Annotated in this window: 19 protein-coding genes; 6 read left to right on the top strand and 13 right to left on the bottom strand. The window is 68.7% G+C overall.

Annotation, left to right across the window (positions count from 1 at the left end; translation table 11 throughout):
* Window positions 1-2: 2 nt before the first annotated feature.
* Window positions 3-989, top strand: coding sequence for a Bug family tripartite tricarboxylate transporter substrate binding protein (locus tag AC1Z3O_RS26155; RefSeq protein ID WP_483518937.1), 987 nt, complete (start codon window positions 3-5; stop codon window positions 987-989).
* 60 nt (window positions 990-1,049) lie between these two features.
* Here the strand turns inward: AC1Z3O_RS26155 and AC1Z3O_RS26150 are convergent, their stop codons facing one another.
* Window positions 1,050-1,736, bottom strand: coding sequence for a GntR family transcriptional regulator (locus AC1Z3O_RS26150; protein WP_483518936.1), 687 nt, complete (start codon window positions 1,734-1,736; stop codon window positions 1,050-1,052).
* A gap of 172 nt (window positions 1,737-1,908) precedes the next feature.
* Window positions 1,909-4,140, bottom strand: coding sequence for a TonB-dependent receptor (locus tag AC1Z3O_RS26145; RefSeq protein WP_483518934.1), 2,232 nt, complete (start codon window positions 4,138-4,140; stop codon window positions 1,909-1,911).
* A gap of 408 nt (window positions 4,141-4,548) precedes the next feature.
* On the opposite strand from AC1Z3O_RS26145, the gene AC1Z3O_RS26140 reads away from it, so the two are divergent.
* Window positions 4,549-5,619, top strand: a complete 1,071-nt coding sequence (locus tag AC1Z3O_RS26140; RefSeq protein ID WP_483518932.1) for an MBL fold metallo-hydrolase — start codon at window positions 4,549-4,551, stop codon at window positions 5,617-5,619.
* 77 nt (window positions 5,620-5,696) lie between these two features.
* Here the strand turns inward: AC1Z3O_RS26140 and AC1Z3O_RS26135 are convergent, their stop codons facing one another.
* Window positions 5,697-6,569 (bottom strand): DUF1653 domain-containing protein, encoded by an 873-nt coding sequence (locus AC1Z3O_RS26135; protein ID WP_483518930.1) that lies wholly within the window; start codon window positions 6,567-6,569, stop codon window positions 5,697-5,699.
* A 928-nt stretch (window positions 6,570-7,497) separates the two neighbouring features.
* Between AC1Z3O_RS26135 and AC1Z3O_RS26130 the strand changes: the two genes are divergently transcribed.
* The 3 genes from AC1Z3O_RS26130 (at window position 7,498) to AC1Z3O_RS26120 (ending at window position 11,128) form a co-directional block, all read left to right on the top strand.
* Window positions 7,498-9,138: a Na+/H+ antiporter gene (locus AC1Z3O_RS26130; RefSeq protein ID WP_483518928.1), complete on the top strand. Its 1,641-nt coding sequence runs from the start codon at window positions 7,498-7,500 to the stop codon at window positions 9,136-9,138.
* 146 nt (window positions 9,139-9,284) lie between these two features.
* Window positions 9,285-10,085: an AraC family transcriptional regulator gene (locus AC1Z3O_RS26125; RefSeq protein ID WP_483518926.1), complete on the top strand. Its 801-nt coding sequence runs from the start codon at window positions 9,285-9,287 to the stop codon at window positions 10,083-10,085.
* A gap of 104 nt (window positions 10,086-10,189) precedes the next feature.
* On the top strand, window positions 10,190-11,128 hold the full coding sequence (locus tag AC1Z3O_RS26120; protein WP_483518924.1) for a DMT family transporter: 939 nt from the start codon (window positions 10,190-10,192) through the stop codon (window positions 11,126-11,128).
* Here AC1Z3O_RS26120 and AC1Z3O_RS26115 read toward each other — a convergent pair.
* From AC1Z3O_RS26115 to AC1Z3O_RS26085, 7 genes are all read right to left on the bottom strand, one after another.
* A complete protein-coding gene (locus tag AC1Z3O_RS26115) occupies window positions 11,073-12,287 on the bottom strand; it encodes an ABC transporter substrate-binding protein (protein ID WP_483518922.1) in 1,215 nt (404 codons plus the stop codon). The genes AC1Z3O_RS26120 and AC1Z3O_RS26115 overlap by 56 nt on opposite strands.
* Before the next feature lie 92 nt (window positions 12,288-12,379).
* Window positions 12,380-13,390 (bottom strand): branched-chain amino acid ABC transporter permease, encoded by a 1,011-nt coding sequence (locus AC1Z3O_RS26110; RefSeq protein ID WP_483518920.1) that lies wholly within the window; start codon window positions 13,388-13,390, stop codon window positions 12,380-12,382.
* 2 nt (window positions 13,391-13,392) lie between these two features.
* On the bottom strand, window positions 13,393-14,265 hold the full coding sequence (locus AC1Z3O_RS26105; RefSeq protein WP_483518918.1) for a branched-chain amino acid ABC transporter permease: 873 nt from the start codon (window positions 14,263-14,265) through the stop codon (window positions 13,393-13,395).
* 119 nt (window positions 14,266-14,384) lie between these two features.
* Complete coding sequence (locus AC1Z3O_RS26100) at window positions 14,385-15,101, bottom strand: ABC transporter ATP-binding protein (RefSeq protein WP_483518916.1); 717 nt, start codon at window positions 15,099-15,101, stop codon at window positions 14,385-14,387.
* Complete coding sequence (locus AC1Z3O_RS26095; RefSeq protein WP_483518914.1) at window positions 15,085-15,891, bottom strand: ABC transporter ATP-binding protein; 807 nt, start codon at window positions 15,889-15,891, stop codon at window positions 15,085-15,087. Before AC1Z3O_RS26095 ends, AC1Z3O_RS26100 begins: the two co-directional genes overlap by 17 nt.
* A 220-nt stretch (window positions 15,892-16,111) precedes the next feature.
* Complete coding sequence (locus tag AC1Z3O_RS26090) at window positions 16,112-17,668, bottom strand: long-chain-fatty-acid--CoA ligase (protein ID WP_483518911.1); 1,557 nt, start codon at window positions 17,666-17,668, stop codon at window positions 16,112-16,114.
* Window positions 17,669-17,829: 161 nt separating this feature from the next.
* On the bottom strand, window positions 17,830-18,972 hold the full coding sequence (locus AC1Z3O_RS26085; RefSeq protein ID WP_483518909.1) for a CaiB/BaiF CoA transferase family protein: 1,143 nt from the start codon (window positions 18,970-18,972) through the stop codon (window positions 17,830-17,832).
* A 395-nt stretch (window positions 18,973-19,367) separates the two neighbouring features.
* Between AC1Z3O_RS26085 and AC1Z3O_RS26080 the strand changes: the two genes are divergently transcribed.
* A complete protein-coding gene (locus AC1Z3O_RS26080) occupies window positions 19,368-22,100 on the top strand; it encodes a winged helix-turn-helix domain-containing protein (protein WP_483518906.1) in 2,733 nt (910 codons plus the stop codon).
* Between the two features lie 77 nt (window positions 22,101-22,177).
* On the opposite strand, the gene AC1Z3O_RS26075 is transcribed toward AC1Z3O_RS26080, so the two are convergent.
* From AC1Z3O_RS26075 to AC1Z3O_RS26065, 3 genes are all read right to left on the bottom strand, one after another.
* The gene (locus AC1Z3O_RS26075) at window positions 22,178-23,326 is read right to left on the bottom strand and encodes an acyl-CoA dehydrogenase family protein (RefSeq protein ID WP_483518904.1); all 1,149 of its coding nucleotides are present in this window, start codon (window positions 23,324-23,326) and stop codon (window positions 22,178-22,180) included.
* Between the two features lie 54 nt (window positions 23,327-23,380).
* Window positions 23,381-24,595, bottom strand: a complete 1,215-nt coding sequence (locus AC1Z3O_RS26070; RefSeq protein WP_483518902.1) for an ABC transporter substrate-binding protein — start codon at window positions 24,593-24,595, stop codon at window positions 23,381-23,383.
* 90 nt (window positions 24,596-24,685) lie between these two features.
* Window positions 24,686-25,486, bottom strand: a complete 801-nt coding sequence (locus tag AC1Z3O_RS26065; protein ID WP_483518900.1) for an enoyl-CoA hydratase — start codon at window positions 25,484-25,486, stop codon at window positions 24,686-24,688.
* Window positions 25,487-25,722 lie beyond the last annotated feature (236 nt).

Below are 25,722 nucleotides of genomic sequence, written 5' to 3'. Positions count from 1 at the left end.
CCATGACACTTGCCCTCCGGCACGCGGCGATGGCCGCTGCCATCGCATTCACCGCGGGCGCCGCCGCCTTGCCCTCGGCGGCCCAGGCGCAAGCCTATCCGAGCCGGCCGATCCGGCTGCTGGTCGGCTACACGCCCGCAGGCGCCGCCGACTATGTGGCGCGCGTCTTCGGCGAAGCGCTCTCCAAGGAACTGGGGCAGCCCGTGCTGATCGACAACAAACCCGGAGCCGGCAGCACGCTGGCGTCGGCGATGCTCGCGCAGGCCGCGCCCGACGGCTACACGCTGGGCCTGGCCACGGCCACCATCTACGGCGTCGACCAGCACCTCTACAAGGCGCGCTACAAGGCCGAGAACTTCACGCCCATCACGCGCCTGACCATCTCGCCGCTGATCCTGGCCGTCAACAAGAACCTGAACATCAACGACGTGAAGGCACTCGCCGCGAAGGCCAAGGCGAACCCTGGCAAGTTCAACTATTCGTCCTCCGGCATCGGCGGGGCACCCCACCTGGCCGGGCTGCAGTTCGAGAAGGCGATCGGCGCGCAGATGACGCACGTGCCCTACAAGGGCGGGGCGCCGTCGCTGCAGGCCGTGGCGGCGGGCGAGGTAGAGATGTCGTTCGGCACGGCCGCATCGGTGCTGCCGCTGGGCAACCAGGGCGTGATCAAGATGATCGGCGTCACCACGCCACAGCGTTCGGCGGTCGCGCCCAAGCTGCCCCCGCTGGCTGAACTTGGGCTGCCCGGCTTCGACTTCACCTTCTGGTTCGGTCTGTTCGGTCCGGCCGGCCTGCCGCCGGAGATAGGCAACCGCCTGTTCACCGCCGCAACGAAGGTGATGGCGGACCCGCAGATCCGCGCCAAGCTGGCCACCAACGGCAGCGAAGTGGCGACGTCGCGCTCGCCTGCCGAGTTCGCCAATTGGGCCGCAGCCGACGGCCGCACCTCCCTGGATCGAGTCGTGGAGGCCGGGGTGAAGGTGGATTAGCGCAGACGGAGACGGCGGCGCAGGCAAGGACGGCGGTGCTGCGCCGCCGCCCGGACACCGCTAGCGCCGGGCCCGCATCCGCGCCGCCTCGTCGGCCGGCATGGCCGCGATCATGTCGGCATAGACATCCCCGCCGGTGGCGATATGGCGGACCATGGCCTTCGCCGCGGCCTCTTCATCGCCGCGCAGGATGGCGTCCATCACCGCCTTGTGTTCTTCCAGCGAGGCCAGGATGCGCGCCGGCTTCTCGAAACGCAGGTCGCGCATGCCGCGCATGCGCGCGCGCATGGTGACGATCTGCCGCGACAGGATTTCATTGCAGCACGCCTCGTAGATGACGTGGTGGAAGCTGTCGTTCGCCGCGCGGTAGCGCTCGCCGTCCGCCTGCTCCGCCGCCACGCGGCACGCCTCATATCCCGCCTGCATCGCCTCCCGCTGCGCCGCGGAGATACGGCGCGCGGCGAGCTGCGCTGAGAGCGCTTCGAGCTGCACCAGGATCTCGCTCATGGCGACGTACTCGCGCAGCGTGATCGAGGAGACGATGGCGCCCTGGCGCGGCACCAGGTCCACCAGGCCGGCCGAGGCAAGCTGGATCAGCGCCTCGCGCACCGGGGTGCGCGACACGCCAAAGCGCGCCAGCAACTGCTGCTCCTCGATCTGCGCGCCACTGGGCAGCTTGCCCGACAAGATCTCCTGTTCGATGGCGGAGCGGATGGTCTCGGACAAGCTCTTCTTTTCTTCGGACATGGGGAGACGGATAGGGCAAAAAAAGCCGGAAAGCGGAGCACGCGGGATTTCACTCCCGCACCGCTGTACGTATGCATAATGCAGGCATAAGTGTACAGTACCGGCAGCCCGCGTCCCCCTGCCCCCGCTCCTTGCGCGCTTGCGCGGCCCCGCTGGCGGGGCCTCTGCGCGCTCACATATGGAAGTTCAGCGTCATCACCGCCGAGCGGCCCGGCGCCCAGGTCGCGTAGATGGGATAGGCCGAAGAGAAGTACTTCTTGTCGAAGATGTTCTGCAGGTTCAGCTGCAGGTCGAGCGTCTTGTTGATGCGGTAGGTGGCGACGGCGTCGAAGCGCGCATAGCCGGGCGTCCACTTGCGCGTGGTGGCGGTGACCGAGGCGTAGGTCAGGCTGGAGAACGTGGCGCCGCCGCCGATCGACAGCTTGGGCAGCACGTCATAGTAGGTCCACAGCGTGAAATTATGCTTGGGCACCATGACCATGGGCAGGCCGGACGCGGAAGGATTGGCGGGCCCGCCATTGGTCGTGATCGCATCGAGGTAGGAGTAGCCCCCGAACACGCGCCACTTGTCGGTGAGATTGCCGGCCGCGCCCAGTTCCACGCCGCGCACACGCTGGCTGCCGGCGTTGATGGTGCCGCCCAGGCCATCGGCGACGCGTGCATTGGTCTTGTCGGTCTGGAACAGCGCCGAGGTCAGCGACAGGCGGCGGTCCAGCGCGTCCCACTTGGCGCCGACCTCGATATTGCGGCTGCGCTCGGGCGACAGGTTCTGGTTGCCGTTGTTGATCTGGTCGGTACCACCGCCCAGCCCGCTGTTGGCGCCCGGCGGGTTGGCCGAGGTGCCGTAGGACGCGTACAGGCTCACCGCGTCGACCGGCTTGTACACCAGGCCGAGCTGGTAGCTGAACAGGTTGGAGGTATTGTTCAGGTCCGGCGCGCCGGCCTGGGTGGCATTGACATCGAAGCGGTCGAAGCGGGTGCCGGCATTGAAGAGCCAGCGGTCGCTCAGCTTCACGCTGTCGAACAGGTAGGCCGACCAGACATTGGTGCGGGTGCGCGTGGGCGCGCCGGGGAAACCCTTGTCGCCGTTGAGCACGATGTTGCCGGTCCAGGGCACGTCCGGGTTCCAGCCGCCAACCAGCGTGCAGTTGAATGCCACCGAGCACGGTCCCCCGGTTCGGATGTTGTTCCCTGCGCTGTCGCTGACCAGATAGCCTTCGTAAAGGCTGTTTTCCCAACTGAATTCCACTCCGGCGGTCAGCGTATGCTCCATGCCGAACAGCCTGGCCTTGCCGGTCATCTCGGTCTGGTTGGCGATGCTGTTGTTCGCGTACTTGCCGCTCTTGGCCTGGAGCTGCAGGATGCCCGGGTTGTTGTTCAGGAACTGCGGGTTGGTGGCGACGTAGTCCAGCGTCGCGCGGCCGAACATGGTGGTGTTGCGGATCTTCCAGTTGTCGTCGATGCGGTGCTCGACGCGGATTTCACCGGTATCCGTCTGCCCGTAGCGGTAATCGCGCGTATTCAGCCCATAGAACTGCGAGCGCGTGATGCCGCTGCCCGCGCCCGGCGTGCCGCCGGTGGTACGGAACGGCACGCTGAAGTCGGGCATGTCATAGCTGTTCAGGTGGTAGTAGCTCAGCGTCACCGTGGTCGGCGTATTGAGCCCGAACGCCACTGAAGGCGCTACACCCCAGCGCCGGCTATAGACATTGTTGCGGCCCGGCTGGTTGGCGTCGTGCCCCATCACGTTCAAGCGCACCGCGGTTTCATCGTTGATGCGCCGGTTCATGTCCAGGGTGGCGCGCTTGTACGCCTCCGTGCCCAGACCGAGGCTGGCCTCGGTGAAATCGTCCGCGCGCGGCATCTTGGTAACGATGTCGATGCTGCCGCCCACCGCCCCGCGCCCCGCGTAGACCGAGTCAGGCCCCTTGATTACGCTGATCTGCTCGATGGCAAAGGTCTCGCGGTTCTGCACACCGGAATCGCGCAGGCCATCCACGAAGATCGAATTGCGCGACTCGAATCCGCGGATGACCGGACGGTCGGCCGAAGGGTTCGCCGCCGCATCCCCGCCCAGGAAGGTGATGCCGGGCACGGTCTTGAGCGCATCCGAGAACGTGGTGGCGTTGGTCTGCTTGAGCAGTTCCTCGGGAATCACGGTGACCGAGCGCGGCGTATCGATCAGCGGCGCGACGAACTTGTACGAGGGCAGTGCCTTCGTCTGCAGCGGCGAGTCGGCTGTCACCACGGCAGCGGGCAAGGTCGCGACCGGTGCCTTCTGTTCGTCCTGGCCCTGCTGCGTCGCTTGTTGGGCAGCAGCGGGCGTGGCATGGATAAGGCTTGTGCAGTAAAGCACACCGACGGACGCGAGCACACGGGTGCGCGTCTTGAAGGGGGAAATCATGGCGTCGACAAATCGAGGGATGTAAAGCGCACGCAAGATGCGTGGAAGGCGGCGACGGCGAAGGCACTAGGCAGGGCGGATCGGCAGGCTTGCCGGCCCGATCCGGCGTCAATGCCGACACCGAAATCACGAACGCGAATGCGAGTGATTCGCAATAAGCGCGAAGTGTATCGAGTATGTGGCGAAATGTAAACACGCGCTTAATGCAAAGCGACGGATCCGGCGCCGTGGACTCGGGCCCGACAGCCGCCCCAAGTCCGCCTGCGGCCGGCCCTGCGGGACGCCCACGTGCCGCGAACGCCGGGCGGGCTGTGCAAGATCAGCATTGCGAGTGCGTGCGATCTGCGTGCGATCTGCAGTAAGCTGCAACATCCCCACCCGCCGACAGGCTTACGGAAGACCAATACCGTGACAGAACTACAAGACCAGGGCCAAGCCAGCCCCGAGACAGCCCCCATCTATCCTTTCGCCGCACCGCCCGAGCCAGGCAGCGTGCTGGAAGTGGCGCCGGGCGTGCACTGGATCCGCATGCCTCTGCCCTATTCGCTAGACCATATCAATCTGTGGGCCATCGCCGATGGTGAGGGCTGCGCCGTGGTCGATACCGGTGCGCGCACCGACGAGGCCGTCGCCATCTGGCGCCGGCTGGGCAGCAGCGTGCCCGGCCTCGACAGGCTGACGCGCGTCTTCGTCACGCATATGCACCCCGACCACGTCGGCATGGCCGGATGGCTGACCCGCAAGTTCGGCTGCAAGCTCTGGATGACCCGGCTGGAATACCTGAACTGCCGCGTCGCCACCTCGGACACCGGCCGCGAGGCGCCGCCCGATGGCGTGGACTTCTACCGCGCCGCGGGCTGGAGCGAGGCCGCGCTGGAGGCCTACCGCGCCCGCTTCGGCCGTTTCGGCCAGCATATCCATGCCCTGCCGGACAGCTTCCGGCGCCTGCAGGACGGCGACGAGATCATCATCGGCAGCCATGTCTGGCGCGTTGTCGTCGGCACCGGCCACTCGCCGGAGCACGCCTGCCTGTACTGTCCCGAACTCAAGCTCTTGATCTCCGGCGACCAGGTGCTGCCGCGCATCTCGTCCAACGTCTCGGTCTACCCGATCGAGCCCGATGCCGACCCGATCGCCGACTGGTACGCCTCGCTGGACAAGATCCAGCGTGAAGTGCCCGATGATGTGTTGGTGCTGCCGTCACACAACGATTGCTTCCGCGGCCTGCACGCCCGTCTCGACAAGCTGCGCCGCGGCCAGGACCGCAGCCTCGAGCGCCTGCGCAGCGAGTTGCACGAGCCGCGCCGCGCCGTCGACGTCTTCGGTGCCCTGTTCTCGCGCGCCATCGTCGAGTCGGACCGCGCCCTGCTGGGGCTGGCCACGGGCGAGAGCATCGCCTGCCTGAACTACCTGGTCCATCGCGGCGAAGTCCGGCGCGAATTGCGGGACGACGGCGTCATGCTGTACCAATTGGTCTAGCAAGGCGGCCCACTGTCCCGGCTGCGGCTGCGTCTGCGGCGCCGGCAGCAGACGTGCCGGTCTGTCGGCAGGAACGCTCAGACCGATGCAGCCAACCCGGCGATGTTCTCTCGCGCACGCGCATCGCAATCCGCGAACGCCGGGGTCAGGAACAGGCGTTCGCGCTCTGCCAGTGCCTGGAGGAAGGCAATGCGCCGCCGCAGGAAGGCGTCGTACAGCGCCTCGCCTGCCAGCCCGGTATGCGCGGCCAGCACGGCGCGGTTTTCTTCGAACACCGCCGCGGTGTAGGCCGCGAATGCCTCGGCGGGGGCCGCGAGCCGGTAAAGATCCAGATCCAGCACCACTTCGGCCTCCAGCAGCGACGGCACGTGGGCGCGGGTATCCAGCACGATGCGCGCCGCCATGGCCAAGGTACTGGCGTCGGTGCCCGCCGCCAGCGTCGGGATCCATGCCGCCGAAGCCGCCTCGTTGTGCTCGCAGCCCGGCACATAGACCGCATCGTGGAGCAGCACCGCCAGCGCTTGCGCCGGCGCCAGCGCAATGCCGCGGCTGTGCGCCACCTCGAACATCTCCAGCACATGGCGGCGGTCGTGGTAATGCCGGTACGGCGCGTCGTAGCAGGCCAGGGCCTGCAGCACCGCCGCCCGCGGCAGGAAATCCAGGCAGCCCAGCGCCGCCGGCCAGTCTGGCGCGAAGCGGGGCTGGTCGCCCTGCGGCGTCTCGACCGGCTCAAGGAAGACATCGAGCGGCCGCACCCACAATTGCGAGCGGTCGCGCATGGCCTCGTACACCACGACCTGGGAAAGATCCGCTTCGATACGGCCCAGGCCTACGATGCGGTACGCGCCCCCTTTGTAGTGGCGGTATGGCATGCCCGGCAGCAGGTCGGAAGCGGCATCGGCAGCGGTGGTGGACGTGGCGTCGGCGGGGTCCAGCGGGGAAAGCGGCATTGGCGTCGTGGCAAGGGGCGGGTTGCGGGTCGCGCGCCGGCCAGTGAAGCCCGCGGCGCGCGGTGATTCTCTCACGAGGCCCGGCAAGGGGCCCGGGGGCATCAGCCCGCCTTCGTCCGCTTAGTTGGAAAACGCATAAGCATCGTCGTTCTTATTCGTTCCCGCCCATCCCCGGCACGCCGTAGAGTGGGCAGTCCTCTGCAGGTCGATGGCTGCAAACCCGCCAGCCCCGCCGCGCAGGGCCCTCGCCTGGTAAGGCGCGGGCCGCCCAAGCCCTCAGGAAGCCATCATGCCATTCAGCGCCCCGCCGGAGCCAGCCACGCCACATCCGAGCGCCAGCAGCACGCCGGCAGGCAGCGGCCGAGTGCGAGGCGCATGGCGCAGCGGTGCAGGCCTGGCAGCGGGCGCCGCCGGCGTCGCGCTATGCTTGCGCGGTGGTTCCGGATGGCTCGAATTGGCGGGCCTGTTCCTTGCCAGCCTGGGCGTACACCTCTGGGTTCTGTCCCGCCAGCGGGTCTAGCTTCGACGCCCGACCTGGACCCGGTCTGCGTGAGCCTGCTCAGACGATGTCCTTGCGCAGGAACAGGCTGAGCGGATCGGACCGGTAGCTGCCAAAGGGTGCGCACGCCATCCGCGCTGCGTAACGCCCCCGCTCGCTCTCCCCCCGTCTCGATGCCCTCGTCAGGTGGCGCCGGCAAGCGGCCATTTGGCACGGCGCTCTGCACAAGTGGGCAGGCGCGTTTCACCGGCGATCCGGAAGGTGCATTTATATACACTCGCGAATGTATATAATTCACCCCCTGTCCGGAGCACCAAGCACGCGCCGCGTGCCCCTCCCCTCGCTCCTTCCCTGTGTCGCGCCGCCAGCTTGCCATCGCGGCCTCCACACAGCGTCCGCCTTGTGGACGAGCCTTGACAAGGAATCACATTGAACGCCATTGAAGTCATCCTGGGCATGCTGGTGGCCGTCGTCGCCAGCGGCTATCTCGCCCGCCTGTCGCCGGTCGCGCTACCCCTGCCCCTGGTACAGATTGCGCTGGGCGCGCTGATCGCGGGGGTCTTCCACGCCGGTGTCGCGCTGGACCCTGCTACCTTCTTCCTGCTGTTCCTGCCCCCGCTGCTGTTCCTGGATGGATGGCGCATCCCCAAGAGCGGACTCGCGCGCGACCGTACGGTCGTCCTCGAACTGGCGCTCGGCCTGGTGGTGTTCACGGTGGTCGGCGCCGGCTTCCTGATCCACTGGATGATCCCGGCGATGCCATTGCCGGTGGCCTTCGCGCTGGCCGCGATCGTCTCGCCGACCGACCCGGTGGCGGTCTCGGCCATCACCGCGCGCACGCGCATGCCCAAGCGCCTGATGCACATCCTGGAAGGCGAGTCGCTGCTCAACGATGCGTCGGGCCTGGTGTGTTTCCGCTTCGCGGTGGCGGCGGCGCTGACGGGCAGCTTTTCGCTGGCGCACGCCTCCCTGACCTTCCTGTGGATGGCGCTGGCCGGGCTGGCCATCGGCGTTGGCACCACCCTGGCGATCAGCTTCGCGCAGCGCTGGCTGGCGCCGCGCGTCGGCGAGGAAAGCGGCTCGTCCATCCTGGTGAGCCTGCTGATTCCCTTCGGCGCCTACCTGCTGGCAGAAACGGCTGAGGCCTCGGGCATCCTGGCCGCCGTGGCCGCTGGCATCACCACCAGCTACGTGGAATTGCGCGGCCGCACGGCGGCGGCCACGCGCGTGCAGCGCACCGCCGTGTGGGACACGGTGCAGTTCACCTTGAACGGCATGATGTTCGTGCTGCTGGGCGAGCAGCTGCCGCGCATCCTGCAGGGCGCGGTCGCCTCGGTGGCGCAGAGCGGGCACCTGAGCCCCTGGTGGCTGGCGGTGTACGCGCTGGCGATCAATGTGGGGCTGGCGCTGCTGCGCCTGGCCTGGGTCTGGGTGTCGCTGCGGCTCACGCTGAAGGCGGCGCGCCGGCGCGGCGAAGCCGTGCGCAAGCCGCACTGGCGCCTGGTGGTGGCCACCTCGCTGGCCGGGGTGCGTGGCGCCATCACGCTGGCGGGTGTGCTGACGCTGCCGCTGCAGACACTGGCCGGCGAGCCGTTCCCGGCGCGCGACCTGGCGATATTCCTGGCCGCCGCCGTGATCCTGCTGTCGCTGCTGACCGCCAGCATCGGCCTGCCGCGCCTGCTCGAAGGCCTGGAGTTCCCCGAGGAACCGGCCGAGAAACTCGAGCAAGACCTCGGCCGGCGCCAGGCCGCCGAGGCCGCCATCGCCGCCATCGAGCAGGCCCAGTTCGATGCCTTGCGCGCGCCTGCCGACATGGACGTCTACGCCAATGCCGCGGCCCACGTGATCTCGCTGTACCAGCACCGCCTGGAACTGGACGGCAGCGTGCCGGGCGACACCGACCCCGCGCAACTGCGCAAGGCCGACCAGGCCGAGCGCGAAATGCGCCTGGCCGGCCTGCGGGCCGAGCGCCAAGCCATCTTCTCGCTGGCCCGCCAGGACCGGATCTCCGACGAAACCGCGCGCAAGCTGGTGCGGGAACTGGACCTGATGGAGTCGCGCTCGCGCTAGGGGGCATGGCGGGTCCCGGCGCCGTCAGCCGCGCCCCCGGCACGCAGCCGGGTGTAACATGGCTGACCCGCACCGTGCCGCAGCCCGCGGCCGGCCGCCCAACCGATCCGGCGCCCCGGCGCCCCGCGACCAGGCCAGCAGACGGCATGAAGAACCGCCCGCTCCAGCTCCTTTCCTGCCATGCGCCCGGCATGCAGGCGGTCGTCGCCGACACGCGCCAGACCTTTGCGCGGCATACGCATGAACAGTTCGGCGTGGGCGTGATCGATCGCGGCGCGCACCGCTCGCGCAGCGGACGCGGCGTCGTCGAGGCCGCTGCGGGCCACATCATCACGGTCAACCCCGGCGAAGTTCATGACGGCGCGCCGCTCGGCGACGGCGGCCGCGCCTGGCGCATGCTTTATTTCGATCCGGTACTGGTGCAGCAAGCAGGCGAAGAGATTGGAGCCGGCAAAGCGGTCTCATGCGAATTCACGCAGCCTGTCGTGACCGACTCCGCCATCGCCACCGGCTTCCACCGCCTGTTCGCGCTGATGACGAGCCCGGCACCGGCGGGCGGCACGCTGGAGTGCGACAGCCTGCTGCTCACCCTGCTGGCCCGGCTGACCCAGTGCGGCACGGCGCCGATGACGCAGGCCCCTGCCGCCATCCTGCGCGCCAAGGCGCTGCTCGATGACGACCCCGCCGCCGCCCTCACACTGGCCGACCTGGCGCGCGCCAGCGGCCTGAGCCGTTTCCAGGTGGTGCGCGGCTTCACCCGCGCCACCGGGCTGACGCCGCACGCCTACCTGGTGCAGCGGCGCCTTCACCGCGCCCGCGCCCTGATCGCGCGCGGCACGCCGCTGTCCGACGCCGCCGCCGCCAGCGGCTTTGCCGACCAGAGCCATATGACGCGGCTGTTCGTGCGCAGCTTCGGCATCACGCCCAGCGCTTACGCGCGCGCCTGAATCCGGCAGCCTCTGTCCCTCCCTCCGCGCACGCTGCAATTCTGTTCAAGACGCAGCGCCCCATGCCGGCCTACGCTGTGGCCTTTCCTTCCCGGGGGCCCCCGATGCAACGACGATTCCTTGGCTATGGCTGCCTGGCGCTGGCCATGGCGATGGTGGGCAGCACCGTCGCCGGCAGCAAGATCATCGCCGCCGGCCTGCCGCCCTTCACCGCCACCGCGCTGCGCTTCGCCCTCGCACTGCCGTGCTTCGTGCTGCTGATGCGCTTGACGCGGGCTGCCTGGCCGCGCCCGCACCGCCGCGACTGGCTGCTGCTGTGTCTGCAGGCCGCCGCCGGCAGCGTAGGCTATACCACCCTGCTAATCGCCGGCCTGCGCCTGACCTCGGCGGCCGACGCGGGCGTGATCATCGGCACGCTGCCGGTGGTCTCCGCCGGCATTGCCATCCTGGTATTGCGCGAGAAGCCCGGGCCGCGACTGTTGCTGGCCATCGGGCTGGCGACGGCGGGGGTGGCGGCGATCACCTTCGCGCCCGGTGCCGGCAGCGGGCATGCCTTGTCCGGCAGTCTGCTGGTGCTGGCGGCGGTCGTGTGCGAAGGACTATTCATCCTGCTCAACCGCCGCCTGCGCCGGCCGATCGCGCCGCTGGCGTTGTCCACCATCATGAGCGGCATCGGCCTGTTGGTCTGCCTTGTGCCTGCTCTCTTCGAAGCCCGGCCGGCTACGCTGTCCGCACCGGCCCTGGCGGCCGTCGCCTACTACGCGCTCGGGCCCACCGTGTGTGGTTTCCTGCTGTGGTACGCCGGGTCCGCCCGCACCAGCGGCACGGAGGCCGCGCTGTTCACCGCGCTGGCTCCCGCATCGGCGGTGCTGCTCGCCTTCGCCTGGCTCGGCGAGCCGGTACGCTGGCCGCAACTCGCCGGCGTGGGCTGCGTACTGCTGGCCGTGCTCAGCCTCGTGCTGGCGCCGCGGACCGGCAGCGCCCCGCTTACTGGATCTTCGACGGCTGCCCGACCGGCACCAGGTCCTTGCCGTCGAACCTGACCATCTGCATGGTGTTGATGGGGAAATAGCTGGAGGGCGAGTTGCTCAGCGTAATGCCCGGCAACATCATCGCGAAGCGCACGTCCTTCAGCGTGGTGGCCTGCTTGAGCACGTTCTCGCGCGTCAGATTGTCGCCCGCCTTCTTCAACACATACTCCAGCGCCTGGCCGCTGATATAGCCATACACCGCGATGCTGTTGGCCACGTCCTCATCGGGCAGGTAGGTCTTCAGGAAGTTGCGGTAGGCCTGGGTCTCGGGATCGTTGTCCCACTGGCTCTGCGATGCGTCCTTGAAGAAGCGCATCGACAGCACCCCGACCGACTTGTCCAGGCCGGCCGGCGCGAAGGTGCCTTTCACGTAGGCGGACACATAGGTCACGTACTGCTGGTCGGGCCGCCAGCCGAGGTCGTAGACCTTCCGGATCGCCTGCGCGGCCTGGCGCGCCAGGGAGAAATTGACGAAGACATTGGCGCCTGACGCCTTGAGCTGGACGATCTGCGAGTCCACGCTCGGGTCGGACGTCTCGTAGGAGGCCTGGGCCACGATCATCTTGTCGGCCTTGGCCCCCAGGCCCTGCCGCAATCCTTGCAGCAGGTCCTTGCCGAAATCGTCGTTCTGGTAGAGCACGGCAATCTTCGCATCGGGCCGCGTCTTCAGGATGTTCTGGGCGAAGAAGGCGCCTTCGGCCTCATAGCTCGGGTTGAACGGCACGGTCCAGCGGAAATGCTTGGGATCGTCGAATTTGCCGGTGCCAACCGACACCATCAGGTTGGGCACGCCCTTGACATTGACATAGCGCTGGATAGCCAGGTTGGCTGCCGTTCCTACGTTCCCCGACAGAACCAGCACCCCGTCCTGCTCCACCAGCCGGCGCGTGGCTTCGATGGTCTTGGGCGGCGAATACTGGTCGTCGTAGGTGATGAAGCGCACCTTTCGCCCATTGATGCCGCCGCGGTCGTTGACCATCTTCATATAGGCCGCGATGCTGCGGCCGATGGCGCCATAGGCCGATACCGGCCCGCTGTACGGATTGGCGTTGCCGATGCGGATCTCGGTATCGCTGGCGCCGGTGTCGTACTGCTTCTGGGCGTGCGTGACCGGCGCGGCAAGCGCCAGGCCCAGGGCGGCCGCGATGCCCAGGGCTGTCGAACGGTGCATCCTTGACTCCTCCATTTTGCGGCCGCCTGGGGCCGCTTCTTGTCGCGATTGCCACATGCTTGCCACCTGCCGCCGCGGCCTGCGCCGCGCGGCTAGCGCGCGGCGAAGCGCTCTCTCGCCTTGCGCACCAGGCCCGCCACGCCGGCCGGCATGACGAAGACGAACAGGATCAGTACCACGCCGTAGATCGCCCACGGCGCGGCCTTGGAGATCTTCTCGGCCGCGCTCGGCACGAACATGATGAAGAGCGCGCCGTACAAGGCGCCGGAGATGGTGCCCACGCCGCCCACCACCACCCCCACCAGCAGCGAGATCGACAGGAACATCGGGAAGGAATCCGGAGCGACGAACTGCACCGCGATCGCCGACAGGGCGCCGCCCACCCCCGTATACATCGCCGAGACGGCGAAGGCGCCGGCCTTGTAGTGGCGGTTGTCCACGCCCATGCCTTCGGCCGCCAGCGGGTGGTCGCGGATGGCCACGATGGCGCGGCCGACGCCGCTCTCCAGCAGGTTGCGCGCGAGCAGGAACATCACCGCCACCACCGCCAGCGAGAACAGGTAGAGCCACTGGTCCTGCGTCAGCGGCAGGCCGAACGGCGCATCCGGCTTCATCAGTACGATGCCCTGCACGCCGCCGGTCCATGGCTCCAGGTACTTGTACTTGAGCAGTTGCGGCATCGCCACGCTGAGTGCGAAGGTGGCCAGCGCCAGGTAGAGGCCTTCCAGCTTGAGCGCCGGCAGCCCGAACAGGTAGCCCGCCACCAGGCAGACCCCCGCGGCCACCGGGATGGTGGCCCAGTACGGCACGCCGAAATGATCCATCAGGATGGCGGAGGCATAGGCACCGATCGCATAGAAGGCGCCGTGCCCGAGCGAGATCTGCCCGTTGTAGCCGGTGAGGATGTTCAGCCCGAGCAGCGCCACGGCGTAGGACAGCACCATGGTGGCCTGGAAGATGGCGTAGCCCTGTGCCACGAAGGGGAAGGCCAAGGCCAGCGCCAGCAGCAGGAGCAGCCACGGCGAAACGCGCAGGCGGCGCGCGGGGGCCGCGGGCTTGGCCAGCGCACTTGGCGCGGCGGCGGTGGGGTCGAAGGAAGTCATGGTTACACCTTCATCACGATGGTCTTGCCAAGCAGTCCGGAGGGACGCACGATGAGCACCGCCACGATCAGCACCAGCGCCACCGTCAGCTTCAGCTCGGTGCCCACCACATAGGTGCCGATCAGGTTCTCCAGCACGCCGACGATAAAGCCGCCCAGCACCGCGCCGGCCGGATTGTCGATGCCGCCGATCAGGGCGCCCGCGAAGGCGTAGATCAGCACGCCGCTCATCATGCCCGGATCGAGGAATACCACCGGCGCCACCAGCATGCCGCCGATGGCGCCCACCGCGCCGGCCAGGCCCCAGCCGAGCATCAGCATGCGTCCCACATTGACGCCCACCAGCCGCGACGACACCGGGTTCTGCGCCGCCGCGCGCATGGCCAGCCCGAGCGGCGTGAAGCGGAAGAACAGGAAGAGCAGCGCCATCACCGCCAGCGTGACCGCGATGGCGCCCACCTCGTGCGGCGACATAAAGCTCGAGCCGTACCATGCGTCGTCGGGAAAGGGGCTCGGGAATTGCTTGATGGTGAAGCCGAACAGCCAGCCCGCCAGGCTGTGGAAGATCATCAGCAGGCCGACGAAAACCACCACCACCGACAGCACTGGCGCCTGGCGCATCGGCCGGATCACCGCCAGCTCCACCAGCGCGCCCAGCGCGAAGGAGAGCAGCACCGTCAGCACGAAGGCCGCCCAGTACGGCAGACCCGCCTGGATCAGCATCCAGGCCAGGTAGGTGGAGAACATCGCCATCTCGCCCTGGGCGAAGTTCACGTGGTGCGTGGACTGGTAGATCATCACCAGCGCCAGCGCGACGCTGGCGTAGATGCTGCCGGTGGCAAGCCCGGACAGCAGTTGATGCAGGAACGCATCCATCTTGTCTCCTTCGATTGCCGTCGTTGCTTTCGTTGCTGTCGTTTCTTCTTGTCGGCCTGCCGGTCCATGCCGGCGGGCTCGGTGGTGCCTGTGGTGCCTGTGGTGCCGGTCCCGCCCGCTCAGGCGCCGAGATAGACGCGTCGTACGGAATCGTTGGTGCGGATATCCTGCGGCGTGCCGTGCAGTACGATGCGTCCCGTCTCCAGCAGGTAGACCGAATCGGCGATATCGAGCGCCAGCGACGCATCCTGCTCGACCAGCAGGATGGACACGCCCTGCTCGCGGTTGATGCGGCGCATGATGTCGAAGATGTCGCGCACGATCAGCGGCGCCAGGCCGAAGGACGGTTCGTCGAGCAGCAGCAGGCGCGGGCGCGACATCAGCGCGCGGCCGATGGCCAGCATCTGCTGTTCGCCGCCCGACAGCGTGCCCGCCTGCTGCGCGCGCCGCTCCTTCAGGCGCGGGAAATAGGCGTAGATGCGCTCGAAGTCCTCGGCCACGCCCGCCTTATCGCGGCGCAGGTAGGCCCCCAGGCGCAGGTTCTCCTCGGTGCTCAGGCCGAGGAAGGTGCCGCGGCCGTCGGGCACGTGGGCCACGCCCAGGCGCACGATGTCCTCGGTAGCGCGGCCGTCGGCGCGCGCACCGTCGATGCGGATGGAACCCGTGGTGCGTACCATCATCTGGCACAGTGCGCGCAAGGTCGTGGTCTTGCCCGCGCCGTTGGCGCCCAGCAGCGCCGTGACTGAGCCCGGACGCATCTCGAGGTCGATGCCGTGCAGCACGGCCGTGGCGCCGTACGAGGCGTGCAGGTCCTTGACGTCAAGCAGCGCTTGCATGCTGGCCTCCCAGGTAGGCGCGAATCACTTCCGGGTGCTGACGCACCTCCGATGGCGTGCCCTCGGCGATCTTGCGGCCGAAGTTGAGCACGACGACCTTGTCCGACACTTCCATCACCAGGCTCATGTGATGCTCCACCAGCAGCACCGTGATACCCAGGCGGTCGCGTATGCCGCGGATCAGCGAGCCCAGGCTTTCCAGTTCCTCGTGGTTCAGCCCGCAGGCCGGCTCGTCGAGCAGCAGCAGGCGCGGCCTGCCGGCCAGCGCGCGTCCCAGTTCGACGCGCTTCTGCGTGCCGAAGGGCAGGTCCGCCACCACGCGCCCGGCGACATCCTCCAGGCCCAGGAAGTGCAGGATCTCGTCGGCACGCCGCAGTGCATCGCGCTCGATGCCGCGCTCGCCAGGCAGGCGCAGCATCGTACGCAGGAAGCCGGCATGGTGCTGGCTGTGGCAGCCCACCAGCACGTTCTCCCGCACGGTCATGGTGCGGAACAGCGCCAGGTTCTGGAAGGTGCGCCCGATGCCGATCCCCGCCATCCGATGCCGGCGCAGGCCCGACACGCGCCGGCCGCCGAACTCGATGCTGCCGGTGCCGCAGTCATAGATGCGCGACAGGCAGTTGAACACGGTGCTCTTGCCCGCGCCGTTGGGGCCGATCAGGCCGCAGATCTGGCCCGGCGCGACGCTGAACGAAACCGCATCGAGGGCAAGGATGCCGCCGAAGCGCACCGATACCGCATCGACCTTCAGCAGGGGCGAGGTTCCCTGCGGCTGCTTGTCCTGTGACATGACGGCGTTCTCAGAGGTGGATGGGGACCAGGGCCCCGGATTGGGGATGCCGCGTCGGCGCTCTGCTGCAGCCAGCTTGCGGGCTGGCCGCCGGGACAACGGTGACCGTACGTCATTCTTGTTGCGGGCCGTTCGGGCGGGCTCGTCGAAAACGACGATTTGAGCGGCAGCGGGTGTTGTCCGCCCTTTCGTACCAGGCGCGCGCCGCCCTCTGCCGATCTCAGTTGACGTTGCGCCCGCGTCCGCGCCAGTGCGGCTCGCGCAGCTGGTACTTGAGCAGCTTGCCCGCCGCCGACAGCGGCAGCGCGTCGCGGAACTCGACGCTGCGCGGGCACTTGTAGCCAGCGATCAGCGTCTTGCAGTGAGCCACGACCGCGGTGGCGTCCGGTGCGGAGCCGGGCGCGGCGACGATCACCGCGTGCACGCGCTCGCCCCACTGCTCGTCAGGCACGCCGATCACCGCGCACATGCGCACGCCCGCCATCTGCAGGATGGCGTTCTCGACTTCCGCCGAATAGACGTTCTCGCCGCCGGTGACGATCATGTCCTTGATGCGATCGACCACGTAGAGGAAGCCATCCTCGTCCAGGTAGCCACCATCGCCGGTATGCATCCAGCCGCCGCGCAGCGCGGCCGCGGTCTGCTCCGGCTGATTCCAGTAGCCGGCCATCATGCTCGGCCCACGCACCGTGATTTCGCCCACGGTGCCGCGCGGCACCTCCTTGCCGTCGGCGTCGACGATGCGCACCTCGGCCAGCGGCATCGGCAGGCCCGCCGAGCGCAGCCGGCCGGGATCGCGTGCCGCGCCCGCATGGCACCAGGCCGGCAGGCAGCTCACCACCGGCGACAGCTCGGTCATGCCGTAGAGCTGCGCGAAGCCGGCCTGCGGGAGCGCCGCCAGCGCCTGCTCCAGCAGCGTGCTGTCGATGGGCGCGGCGCCGTACAGCACCATGGCGAGGCTGCTCAGGTCATACTCGCCGAACTGCGGCGCATCGAGCAGGCGCTTGAGCATGGTCGGCACCAGGAAGATCTCGCTGCCGCGTTCCTCATGGATGGCACGCAGCACGGCAAGCTCGTCGAAGACCGGCAGGATTACCTGCTTGCGCAGCCGCAGCATGAGTTGCAGCGTCAGCCCCATGCCGCCGACATGGAACATCGGCGCGGCCTGGATGCCGACCGCGCGCTCGGGGCGCGCCGCCGCCACGATGGCGCCCAGCGCGTTGCTGACGAGGTTCGTGTGGGTCAGCATCACGCCCTTGGGCAGCCCGGTGGTGCCGCCGGTGTACATGATGGCGGCCAGGTCCGCGCCGCTGCGCAGCGTGTCCTCCACCGGCGCGGCCTGTGCCAGCAGCGCCTCGTAGCCGAGCATGCCGGCGGGCACCGCGCCGTCGCCGACATAGACCAGCGTGCGCAACGCGCGCGACAGGCCGCGCACGGCCTGCGCCTGCCCGGCGAACACCTCGTCGACCAGCAGGATGCGCGTGTCGCAGTCGTCCAGCGACCAGGCGATCTCGCGGGGGCTCCAACGCACATTGACCGGATTGACCACGCCGCCGCCCCACCACGTGCCGTAGAGATAGTCGACATAGCGGTCGGAATTCAGCGCCAGCATGCCGACTCTGTCGCCGGGCCGCATGCCCAGCCGCTGCAGCGCGCCGGCCAACCGTGCGACACGGTCACACAGCGCCGCGAAGGTGGAACGGCGCGCGCCGAAGACGAGCGCTTCGGCCTGGGGACGCTGGCGCAAGGCCTTGTGCAGCGGTTGGGTCAGGAACATGGTGAGGGGGTGGTCGAGGTAAAGGGGGCCGGTAAACCTGGTGGCTTGGTGGCCTGGTGGGCATGGTGGGCGTGCGGACCGACGCGGCCGCCGCCGCATGCCACCGTACAGGCATGGCGGGGCATTGCAGCGGCGCGACCCAGGCCGCGCCGGCGCGTGCCTCAGATCACGCCACGTTGCTTCAGGTCCGCGACGGCGGCAGCCGGGAAACCCCAGTCGCGCAGCACCGCCTCGGTGTCGCTGCCGCGCGCAGCCGGCCCGCGCGGCGTCGGCGCGGGGGTGCGCGAGAAGCGCGGCGCGGGCGCCGGCTGGGTCACGCCGTCGATCTCGACGAAGGTGCCGCGCGCGCGGTTGTGCGGGTGCGCCGGCGCCTCGTCCCAATCCAGCACGGGCGCGAAGCAGACATCGGAACCCTCCATCAGCGCGCACCATTCGGCGCGCGTCCTGGTCTTGAACACGTCGGCCAGGCGCAGCTTCAGCACCGGCCAGCCGTGCACGTCGCGCTGCGCCGCGAAGGCGGGATCGTCGATGCCGCTCAAGCGGATCAGCTCGGCGTAGAACTGCGGCTCGATCGCGCCGATGGCCACATACTTGCCGTCGGCGCAGGCATAGGTGCCGTAGAAATGCGCCCCGCCATCGAGCAGGTTCTCGCCGCGCTGGTTGCTCCACGTGCCGGCCGCCTTGAAGCCGTACATCATGGCCGACAGCAGGGCCGCGCCGTCGGTCATGGCGGCGTCGACCACCTGGCCCTTGCCGCTGCGCACCGCCTCCAGCCGCGCGCACAGCACGCCGAAGGCCAGCATCATAGCGCCGCCGCCGAAGTCGCCGACGTAGTTGAGCGGCACCACCGGCGGCTCGTCCGGTCGCCCGATGGCGTGCAGGGCACCGGTCAGCGCGATGTAGTTGATGTCGTGCCCCGCCGCCTGTGCCAGCGGGCCATGCTGGCCCCAGCCGGTCATGCGGCCGTAGACCAGGCGCGGATTGCGCGCGAGGCAGGCGTCGGGCCCCAGTCCCAGACGCTCCATCACGCCGGGGCGGAAGCCCTCGATCAGGATGTCGGCCTGCTCCACCAGCGCGAGCACGGTCTCGGCCCCGCCCGGCCGCTTCAGGTCAACGGCGACGGAGCGGCGCCCGCGCGCCGTCACATCGAAGCGCGCCTGCTTCGGCAGCACCTCGCCCGACGCACCGGGACGGTCGACGCGGATCACCTCGGCACCCATGTCGGCCAGCATCATGGCGCAGAACGGCGCCGGGCCGATGCCGACCATTTCCACCACCTTCAAGCCTTGCAATGGTCCCGTCATTTGTCAGCTCCTGGCAACGGTGAAGCGGGTTTCAGGGAAGTCGGGGCAGGACGCCGGTTCCTGGCGCCCGGATTCATTCTTCATGCCCACGCGGGGGACGGCGGCAGGGGCCGACTCGGCGCCCCACCCTTGATGCATCCGATCATAGGAACAGGGCGCAGCCGCGGCATCGTCGGATAAGACGATTGCCCTGCGCCTTCTCGTCCGCTTCGTCCGCTTCGTCCGCTTCGTCCGCTTCGTCCATTTTGTCCGCTTCGTCCGCACCTCCCCCGCCTAGGCCGTGCTGCTGTGCGACATGGCTGAACGTCGCGATCGTTGTATGCTTTGGCGCGATGCAGCGCTGGCGGCATGTGTCGCCTGCGCTGCACACCCTGCCGTTGGTCCGGAATTCCCCTATGCACAAGTCGGTCGACCCGTCCCGTACTCCGCTTTCCAGCAAGCTCAGCCCGCCCACCACCACGGTTTCCCAGGTAAGCCGCGCCGCCATCCAGGAACGGGTGCGCGCGGCCGGCGCCGCCAAGGTCGTGCTGGTGCGGGCCCCCGCGGGCTTCGGCAAAACCACGGCGATGGTGCAGTGCCGTGCCCTGCTGGAGGAAAGCGGCGTCGACACGGCCTGGCTCACGCTGGACGGCGCCGACAACGACCCGTCCCGCTTCCTCGCCTGCCTGGCGGCGGCGGTCGGCAGCATGCCCGGGGATGCCGCCGCGCATGCCGGCGGCGCGCCCGACGCGGGCTATCGCTCGCCTGCCGACATGGCGCTGGACATCATGGCCAGCCTGGCCTCGCGCAACTCGCCCTTCGCCCTCTTCCTGGATGACTTCGAAGCGCTGCAGGAGCCGACCGTGCTGCGCCTGATGCGCGAGATCCTGGAAGGCCTGCCGCGCGGCGGACGGCTGGTGATCGGCTCGCGCGGCCTGCCCGACCTGGGCCTGGGCCGGCTGAGGGCGCGCGGCCAGTTGCTGGAGATCGACGCCGAGCTGCTGCGCTTCTCGTTGCCGGAGACAGCGGAGCTGCTGAACCGGCGTCGCGACATCGCGCTGCCCGACGACGAGGTGGCGCGCCTGCACGGCAAGGCCGAAGGCTGGGTCGCTGCCCTGTGGCTGGCCTCGCTGGCGCTGGAGCGCCGCGACGACGGCCAGGACCGCGCGGCCTTCATCGCGCGCTTCTCCGGCTCGAACCAGGCGCTGGCAGACTACCTGGCCGAGGACGTGCTCGCACGGCAGCCGCCGCCCGTGCGCGACTTCCTGCTGCGCACATCCATCCTGCGCCATCTCGATGCGGCGCTGTGCGACCACCTGCTGCCCGGCACCGACAGCGCCGCCATGCTGGCGCGGCTGGAAGAATCCAACCTCTTCCTGACGCCGATGGAAGGCGAGGCGCGCAGCTATCGCTATCACAGCCTCTTCTCCGGCTTCCTGCGCGCGCAGCTGCAACGCGAACAGCCGCAGGAGGAACGCCGGCTGCACCGCGCTGCCGCCTGCTGGTACGAGGAACATGGCCGCCCGGTGCCGGCGATCGACCACGCGCTGGAGAGCGGCAACTTCGAGCACGCGGTGCGCCTGCTGGCGCGGCATGCGGTGAGCCTGCTGGAAGGCGGCCGCATGCGGCTGCTGACGCGCTGGTTCGCTGCCATCCCGCCATCCTGCATCGCCGACTCGGCCCTGCTGCAGGTGGTGCACGTCTGGGCGCTGTGCCTGACGCGCGGCCCGCGCGAGGCCCAGGCCATGCTGGATGCCTACGGCTGTGCCGACAGCGAGGACCCCGAAGTGCGGCCGCACGTGCTGGCCCTGCGCCCCTTCCTGCTCGCCGTGATGGACCAGGCGGAAGCCGCCTTCGCCCTCGGCCGCGAGGCCTTGCGCCACATGCCGGCGCGCCAGTGCTTCGCCGACGGCGTGCTGTCCAACTGCATGGCCTACCTGTTCGCCGTGATGGGCGAGTACCAGGAGTCGCACCGCCTGCTGGATGCGGCACGCAGCAGCCAGAGCGCCGTGGCCAGTCATTTCATCAAGATGTACTCCGAATCCGTCGGCGGCATCATCGACCTGGAAGAAGGCCGCCTGCGCGAGGCCACGGCGCGCTTCCGCATCGCCGTGTCCGCCACGCACGCGGCCTCGCACCGCCACACCGGCGGCAATGCCTGGGCCGGCGTGCTCTATGCCGCGAGCCTTTACGAAGCCAACGACCTCGACCAGGCCCAGCACCTGCTGCACGTCTATGTGCCGCTGGCCAGGGACGCCGGGCTGGCGGACCACATGATCCAGGGCTACCGGCTGCTGTCGCGCATTGCCTTCCACCACGGTGACGTCGACCAGGCCTTCCACTACCTGACCGAGCTGGAATACCTGGGCCACCAGCGCCAGCTGCCGCGCGTGGTCAGCAGCGCCAAGCTGGAACGGGCCCATCTGCTGACCATGCAGGGCCATCTGCAGAGTGCGCGCGAGGAGATGGAGCGCGCCGACGACAACGCGCTATGGGAGCGCGTGGCGCGCCTGCGGCTGTCCGCGCACGACATCCACTACCACGGACTGGCCGAACTGCGCTGGCTGATCGCGGCCGGGCGCGCCACGCAGGCCTTGCCGCGGCTGGCCGACGGCATCGAAGCCGCCGTGCGCAGCCGGCGCTTCCGCCGCGCGCTGACATTGCGCGTCCTGCAGGCGATGGCGCTGGCGCAGGCCGGCGACGCGCCGGCGGCCGTGGCCGCCATGGCCGGCGCGCTGCGCACGGGCTGCGCGGAGGGCTTCGTGCGCCTGTTCGCGGACGAGGCCGAGCGCGCCGCCCTGCTGGTGCGCCAGGTGGAGGCGATGTCACTGGACGAAAGCGCCGCTGCCGATCCCATCTTCCGCGCCTACCTGCAGCGGCTCATGCAGGCCTTCGGCGGTGCCGGCCCTGCCGATGCCGCGCTGCAGGCCCCAGCAGAATGCCCCGCCCTGGTCGAGCCGCTCACCGCCAAGGAGATCCGGCTGCTGACGCTGGTGGCCGAAGGCTATTCGAACAGCGCGCTGGCCGAAAAGCTGTTCGTCTCCGACAGCACGGTGCGCACCCACCTGCGCAATATCAACGGCAAGCTCAACGCGCAGAACCGCACCCAGGCGGTGGCCATCGCCCGCCGCCTGGAACTGATCCACTGATCCACTGATCCACTGATCCACTGATCCGCGGATCCGGCCGGCCGCAGTGCCACGCCGCGCCCGCGCGGCCGGAGCGACTACAGCGCGCGCGAGATCACTTCCTTCATGATCTCGTTGGTGCCACCGTAGATGCGCTGGATGCGCGCGTCCACGTACATGCGCCCGATCAGGTATTCGTTCATATAGCCATAGCCGCCGAAGAGCTGCAGGCATTCGTCGACCACGCGGTTCTGCAGTTCGCTGGCCCACATCTTGGCCATCGAGGCGCCCACCGTGTCGAGCCGGCCGGCCACGATGTCCTCGACGCAGCGGTCGATGTAGGCACGCGCCACCTTGACGTGCGTGGCGATCTCGGCCAGCTTGAACCTGGTGTTCTGGAACTGCCCGATCGGCTGGCCGAAGGCCTCGCGCTCGCGCGAGTACTGCAGCGTCGCCTCGTAGGCGCCTTCCATCGCCGCCGCCGCGCTGACGCCGATGATCAGGCGCTCATACGGCAGGTCGCTCATCAGCTGGAAGAAGCCCTTGCCCTCCTCGCCGCCCAGCAGGCAGTCGGCGCCCACGCGCACATTGTCGAAGAACAGCTCGGAGGTGTCCTGCGCCTTCAGTCCGATCTTGTCGAGCACCTTGCCCACCTGGTAGCCCGGGCAGTCCGCCGTCTCGACGATCAGGATGGACATGCCCTTGGCCTTCTGTGACGGGTCCGTCTTGGCCACCACCAGCACCAGGCCGGCCAGGTAGCCGTTGGTGATGAAGGTCTTGGAGCCGTTGATCACATAACCGTCGCCCTGGCGCTCGGCGCGCGTGCGCACGCCCTGCAGGTCGGAGCCGGCACCCGGCTCGGTCATGGCGATGGCGCCGATCAGCTCGCCGCGCGCCATGCGCGGCAGGTAGCGCTGCTTCTGCGCCTCGGTGCCATGGTTGAGCAGGTAGTGCGCGACGATGCTGTGCACCGACGTGGCCATGCCGGTCAGGCTGCGCCGTGCCATCTCTTCGTCGAACACGGCTTCGTGGCGGAAGTCGCCACCGCCGCCGCCGTAGGCCTCGGGAATGTCCGCGCAAAGCAGGCCCAGCTCGCCCGCCTTGCGCCAGATCTCGCGGCCGACGTGCCCACGCTTGCGCGCGGCCTCGTCATGCGGAACCATCTCGTTCTCGACGAAGCGCACCACGGTGTCGCGGTACATCGCCAGTTCCTCGTTCATCCACGAGCGTGGAAACTCGATTGCCATGACTGTCTTTTCTCCTGGATAGGTCCCGGGCGGCGGGGCAGCGCCGGGCGCTATTTATTGGCCGAGCACCCCGCCGATCGGATCGTAGCCGGTGCCGTTGAAGCGCACCATCTGCATGCCGGCGAGCGGGTGGAAGTTGGTCGGGCTGGTCTTGAGCTTGATGCCCGGGTAGAGCATCGGCAGCGTCATGTCCAGGCTGGCGGCCTGCTTCATGATGTTGGCGCGCGTCAGGTTGTCGCCCGCCTGCTTGAGCACCTGCACCATGGTCTGCGCCATCGAGTAGCCGGTGACATTCAGGGCATCGCTGGCGTCGCCCTCCGGGTAGTACTTCTTCATGAAGGCGGCGAAGTCGGCCTCTTCCTTTGTACCCTTCCAGCGCGGGTCGGACGGATCGCGCACAAAGGCCGCCGACAGGATGTCCTTGGCATTCTCCAGCCCGGCCGGCTTGAGCACCGCCGTAACGGAGCTCGACACATTGGCGAGGTAATGCACCGGCTTCCAGCCGATCGCCGCCGCCTTGCGGATGGCCTGCGCGGCAAACTTCGGTGTGGAAAGGTCGACCAGCGTGTCGGCGCCCGAGCTCTTCAGGCTGATCATCTGGCTGTCCACGGTCGGGTCGCTCAGCTCGTAGCTGGCCTGCGCCACCACCAGGGCCCTGCCCTTCTCGCCGAGGCCGTCGAGAAAGCCGCGCAGCATGTCCTTGCCGAACTCGTCGTTCTGGTAAAGGATGGCGATCTTCGCCTGCGGCCGGTTGGCCAGGATGTGCTTGGCGTAGATGTGGCCCTCGCTCAGGTAGCTGACGTTCCAGCCCATGGTCCAGGGAAAGTGCTCGGGGTCGCCCCAGCGGTGGGCGCCCGAGCTGACGAAGAGCTGCGGCACCTTCTTCATGTTCAGGTACTTCTGCGTGGCCGCATTGCTGGCCGTGCCCAGCGGCGCGAAGATCAGCAGCACCTGCTCCTGCTCGACCAGCTTGCGCGTCTGCTCCACTGCCATCGGCGGGCTGTAGGCGTCGTCCAGCGAGACGAACTTGATCTTGCGGCCGTTGATGCCGCCCTCGGCGTTGATCTTGCGGAAGTAGGCGTCGGCGGCCTTGCCCACCGTGCCATAGGCGGACGCCGGCCCGGAATAGGGCACGGTGTTGCCGATCCGGATCTCGCTGTCGCTTGCGCCCACGTCATAGGTCTTCTGCGCCTGCGCCAGCGAAGCCAGGCCGACCAGCCCGGCCGCCGCCAGCCACCTGCCCACTGCCGTCATCGTGCGGATTGCCATACCTTTCTCCTCGTCGTTGTCCTGTCGTGATCCCCGATCTCTGATCCTTGCCTCGGCGGCCGCGGTGGCGCCACCGTGCCGCGTCTGGCCTCAGGCGCGCGCCTTCTGCTCGCGCCCGCGCTGCTGCACGGCCTCGCGCCGCCGCGCGATCTCCTCGCGCGGCACCGCCTGGCTCCATGCCTTGGAGCGCTGCCGCTCCAGTTCCAGCGCTGCGCCCAGTTCCATCGCATAGCCTTCGTCGATGAGCCCCTTCATCTCGGGCAGCATTTCCGGCACCGCCGACAACATGTCCTCGGCCAGCCGGCGCGCTTCCGGCAACAACTGTTCCGGCGCCACCACGCGGTTGACCAGGCCGATCCGCGCCGCCTCTTCAGCGCCCACGAAGTTGCCCGTCAGTGAGATTTCCTTGGCCCGGCCGATGCCGACCAGCCGGCTGAGCTTCTGCGACAGCCCCCAGCCGGGCACGATGCCCACGCGCGCATGGGTATCGGCAAAGCGCGCCTCGCTGGAGGCGATCAGCATGTCGCAGGCCAGCGCCAGCTCGAAGCCGCCGGTGATGGCCGCGCCATTGATGGCGCCGATGACCGGCCCCGTAAAGGTGCCGAGCACGCGGACCGGGTCGCTGGTGCTGACGAAATCCGACAGCCCCCGGCCGCCGGACAACTCCTTCAGGTCCAGCCCGGCGCAGAAGGCACGCCCGGCACCGGTCAGGATCAGCACGCGCACGCGCGGATCGGCCTGCAGCGCCGAGATGGCCGACGCCAGTTCGCGGCACAGCGCCACCGAGAGGGCATTCATCGCCTGCGGCCGGTTCAGCGTCAGCACGGCATAGCCGGCCTCGGCGATCTCGACCAGAACGTTGGCGGATTCTGGGTGGTGCGTTTGCGTCATGATGGCTGTCTCTCGGTGGCGGGACGCAGGCATGCGCCTTACGAGCGGCCATGGCCGCGACGGCCGCTGCCGCCATACCAGGCGCAGCGGGCGGCGCCGGGGCGGCCGCATCGCAAGCGCATGGCGAGCGCATCACGAGCACACTTCGGTGGGCGCTCGCCATGCCTGTCCCCTGATTGTTCTTGTATGCAGTGGCCGGGCACACGGAGCGCCCCGGCCGGCTGAGACGATTCTGG

This window comes from Cupriavidus sp. 09_S30, from assembly GCF_056930435.1.
Note: the sequence above shows the minus strand (reverse complement) of the source record. Positions and strands in the feature narration are given on the sequence as shown.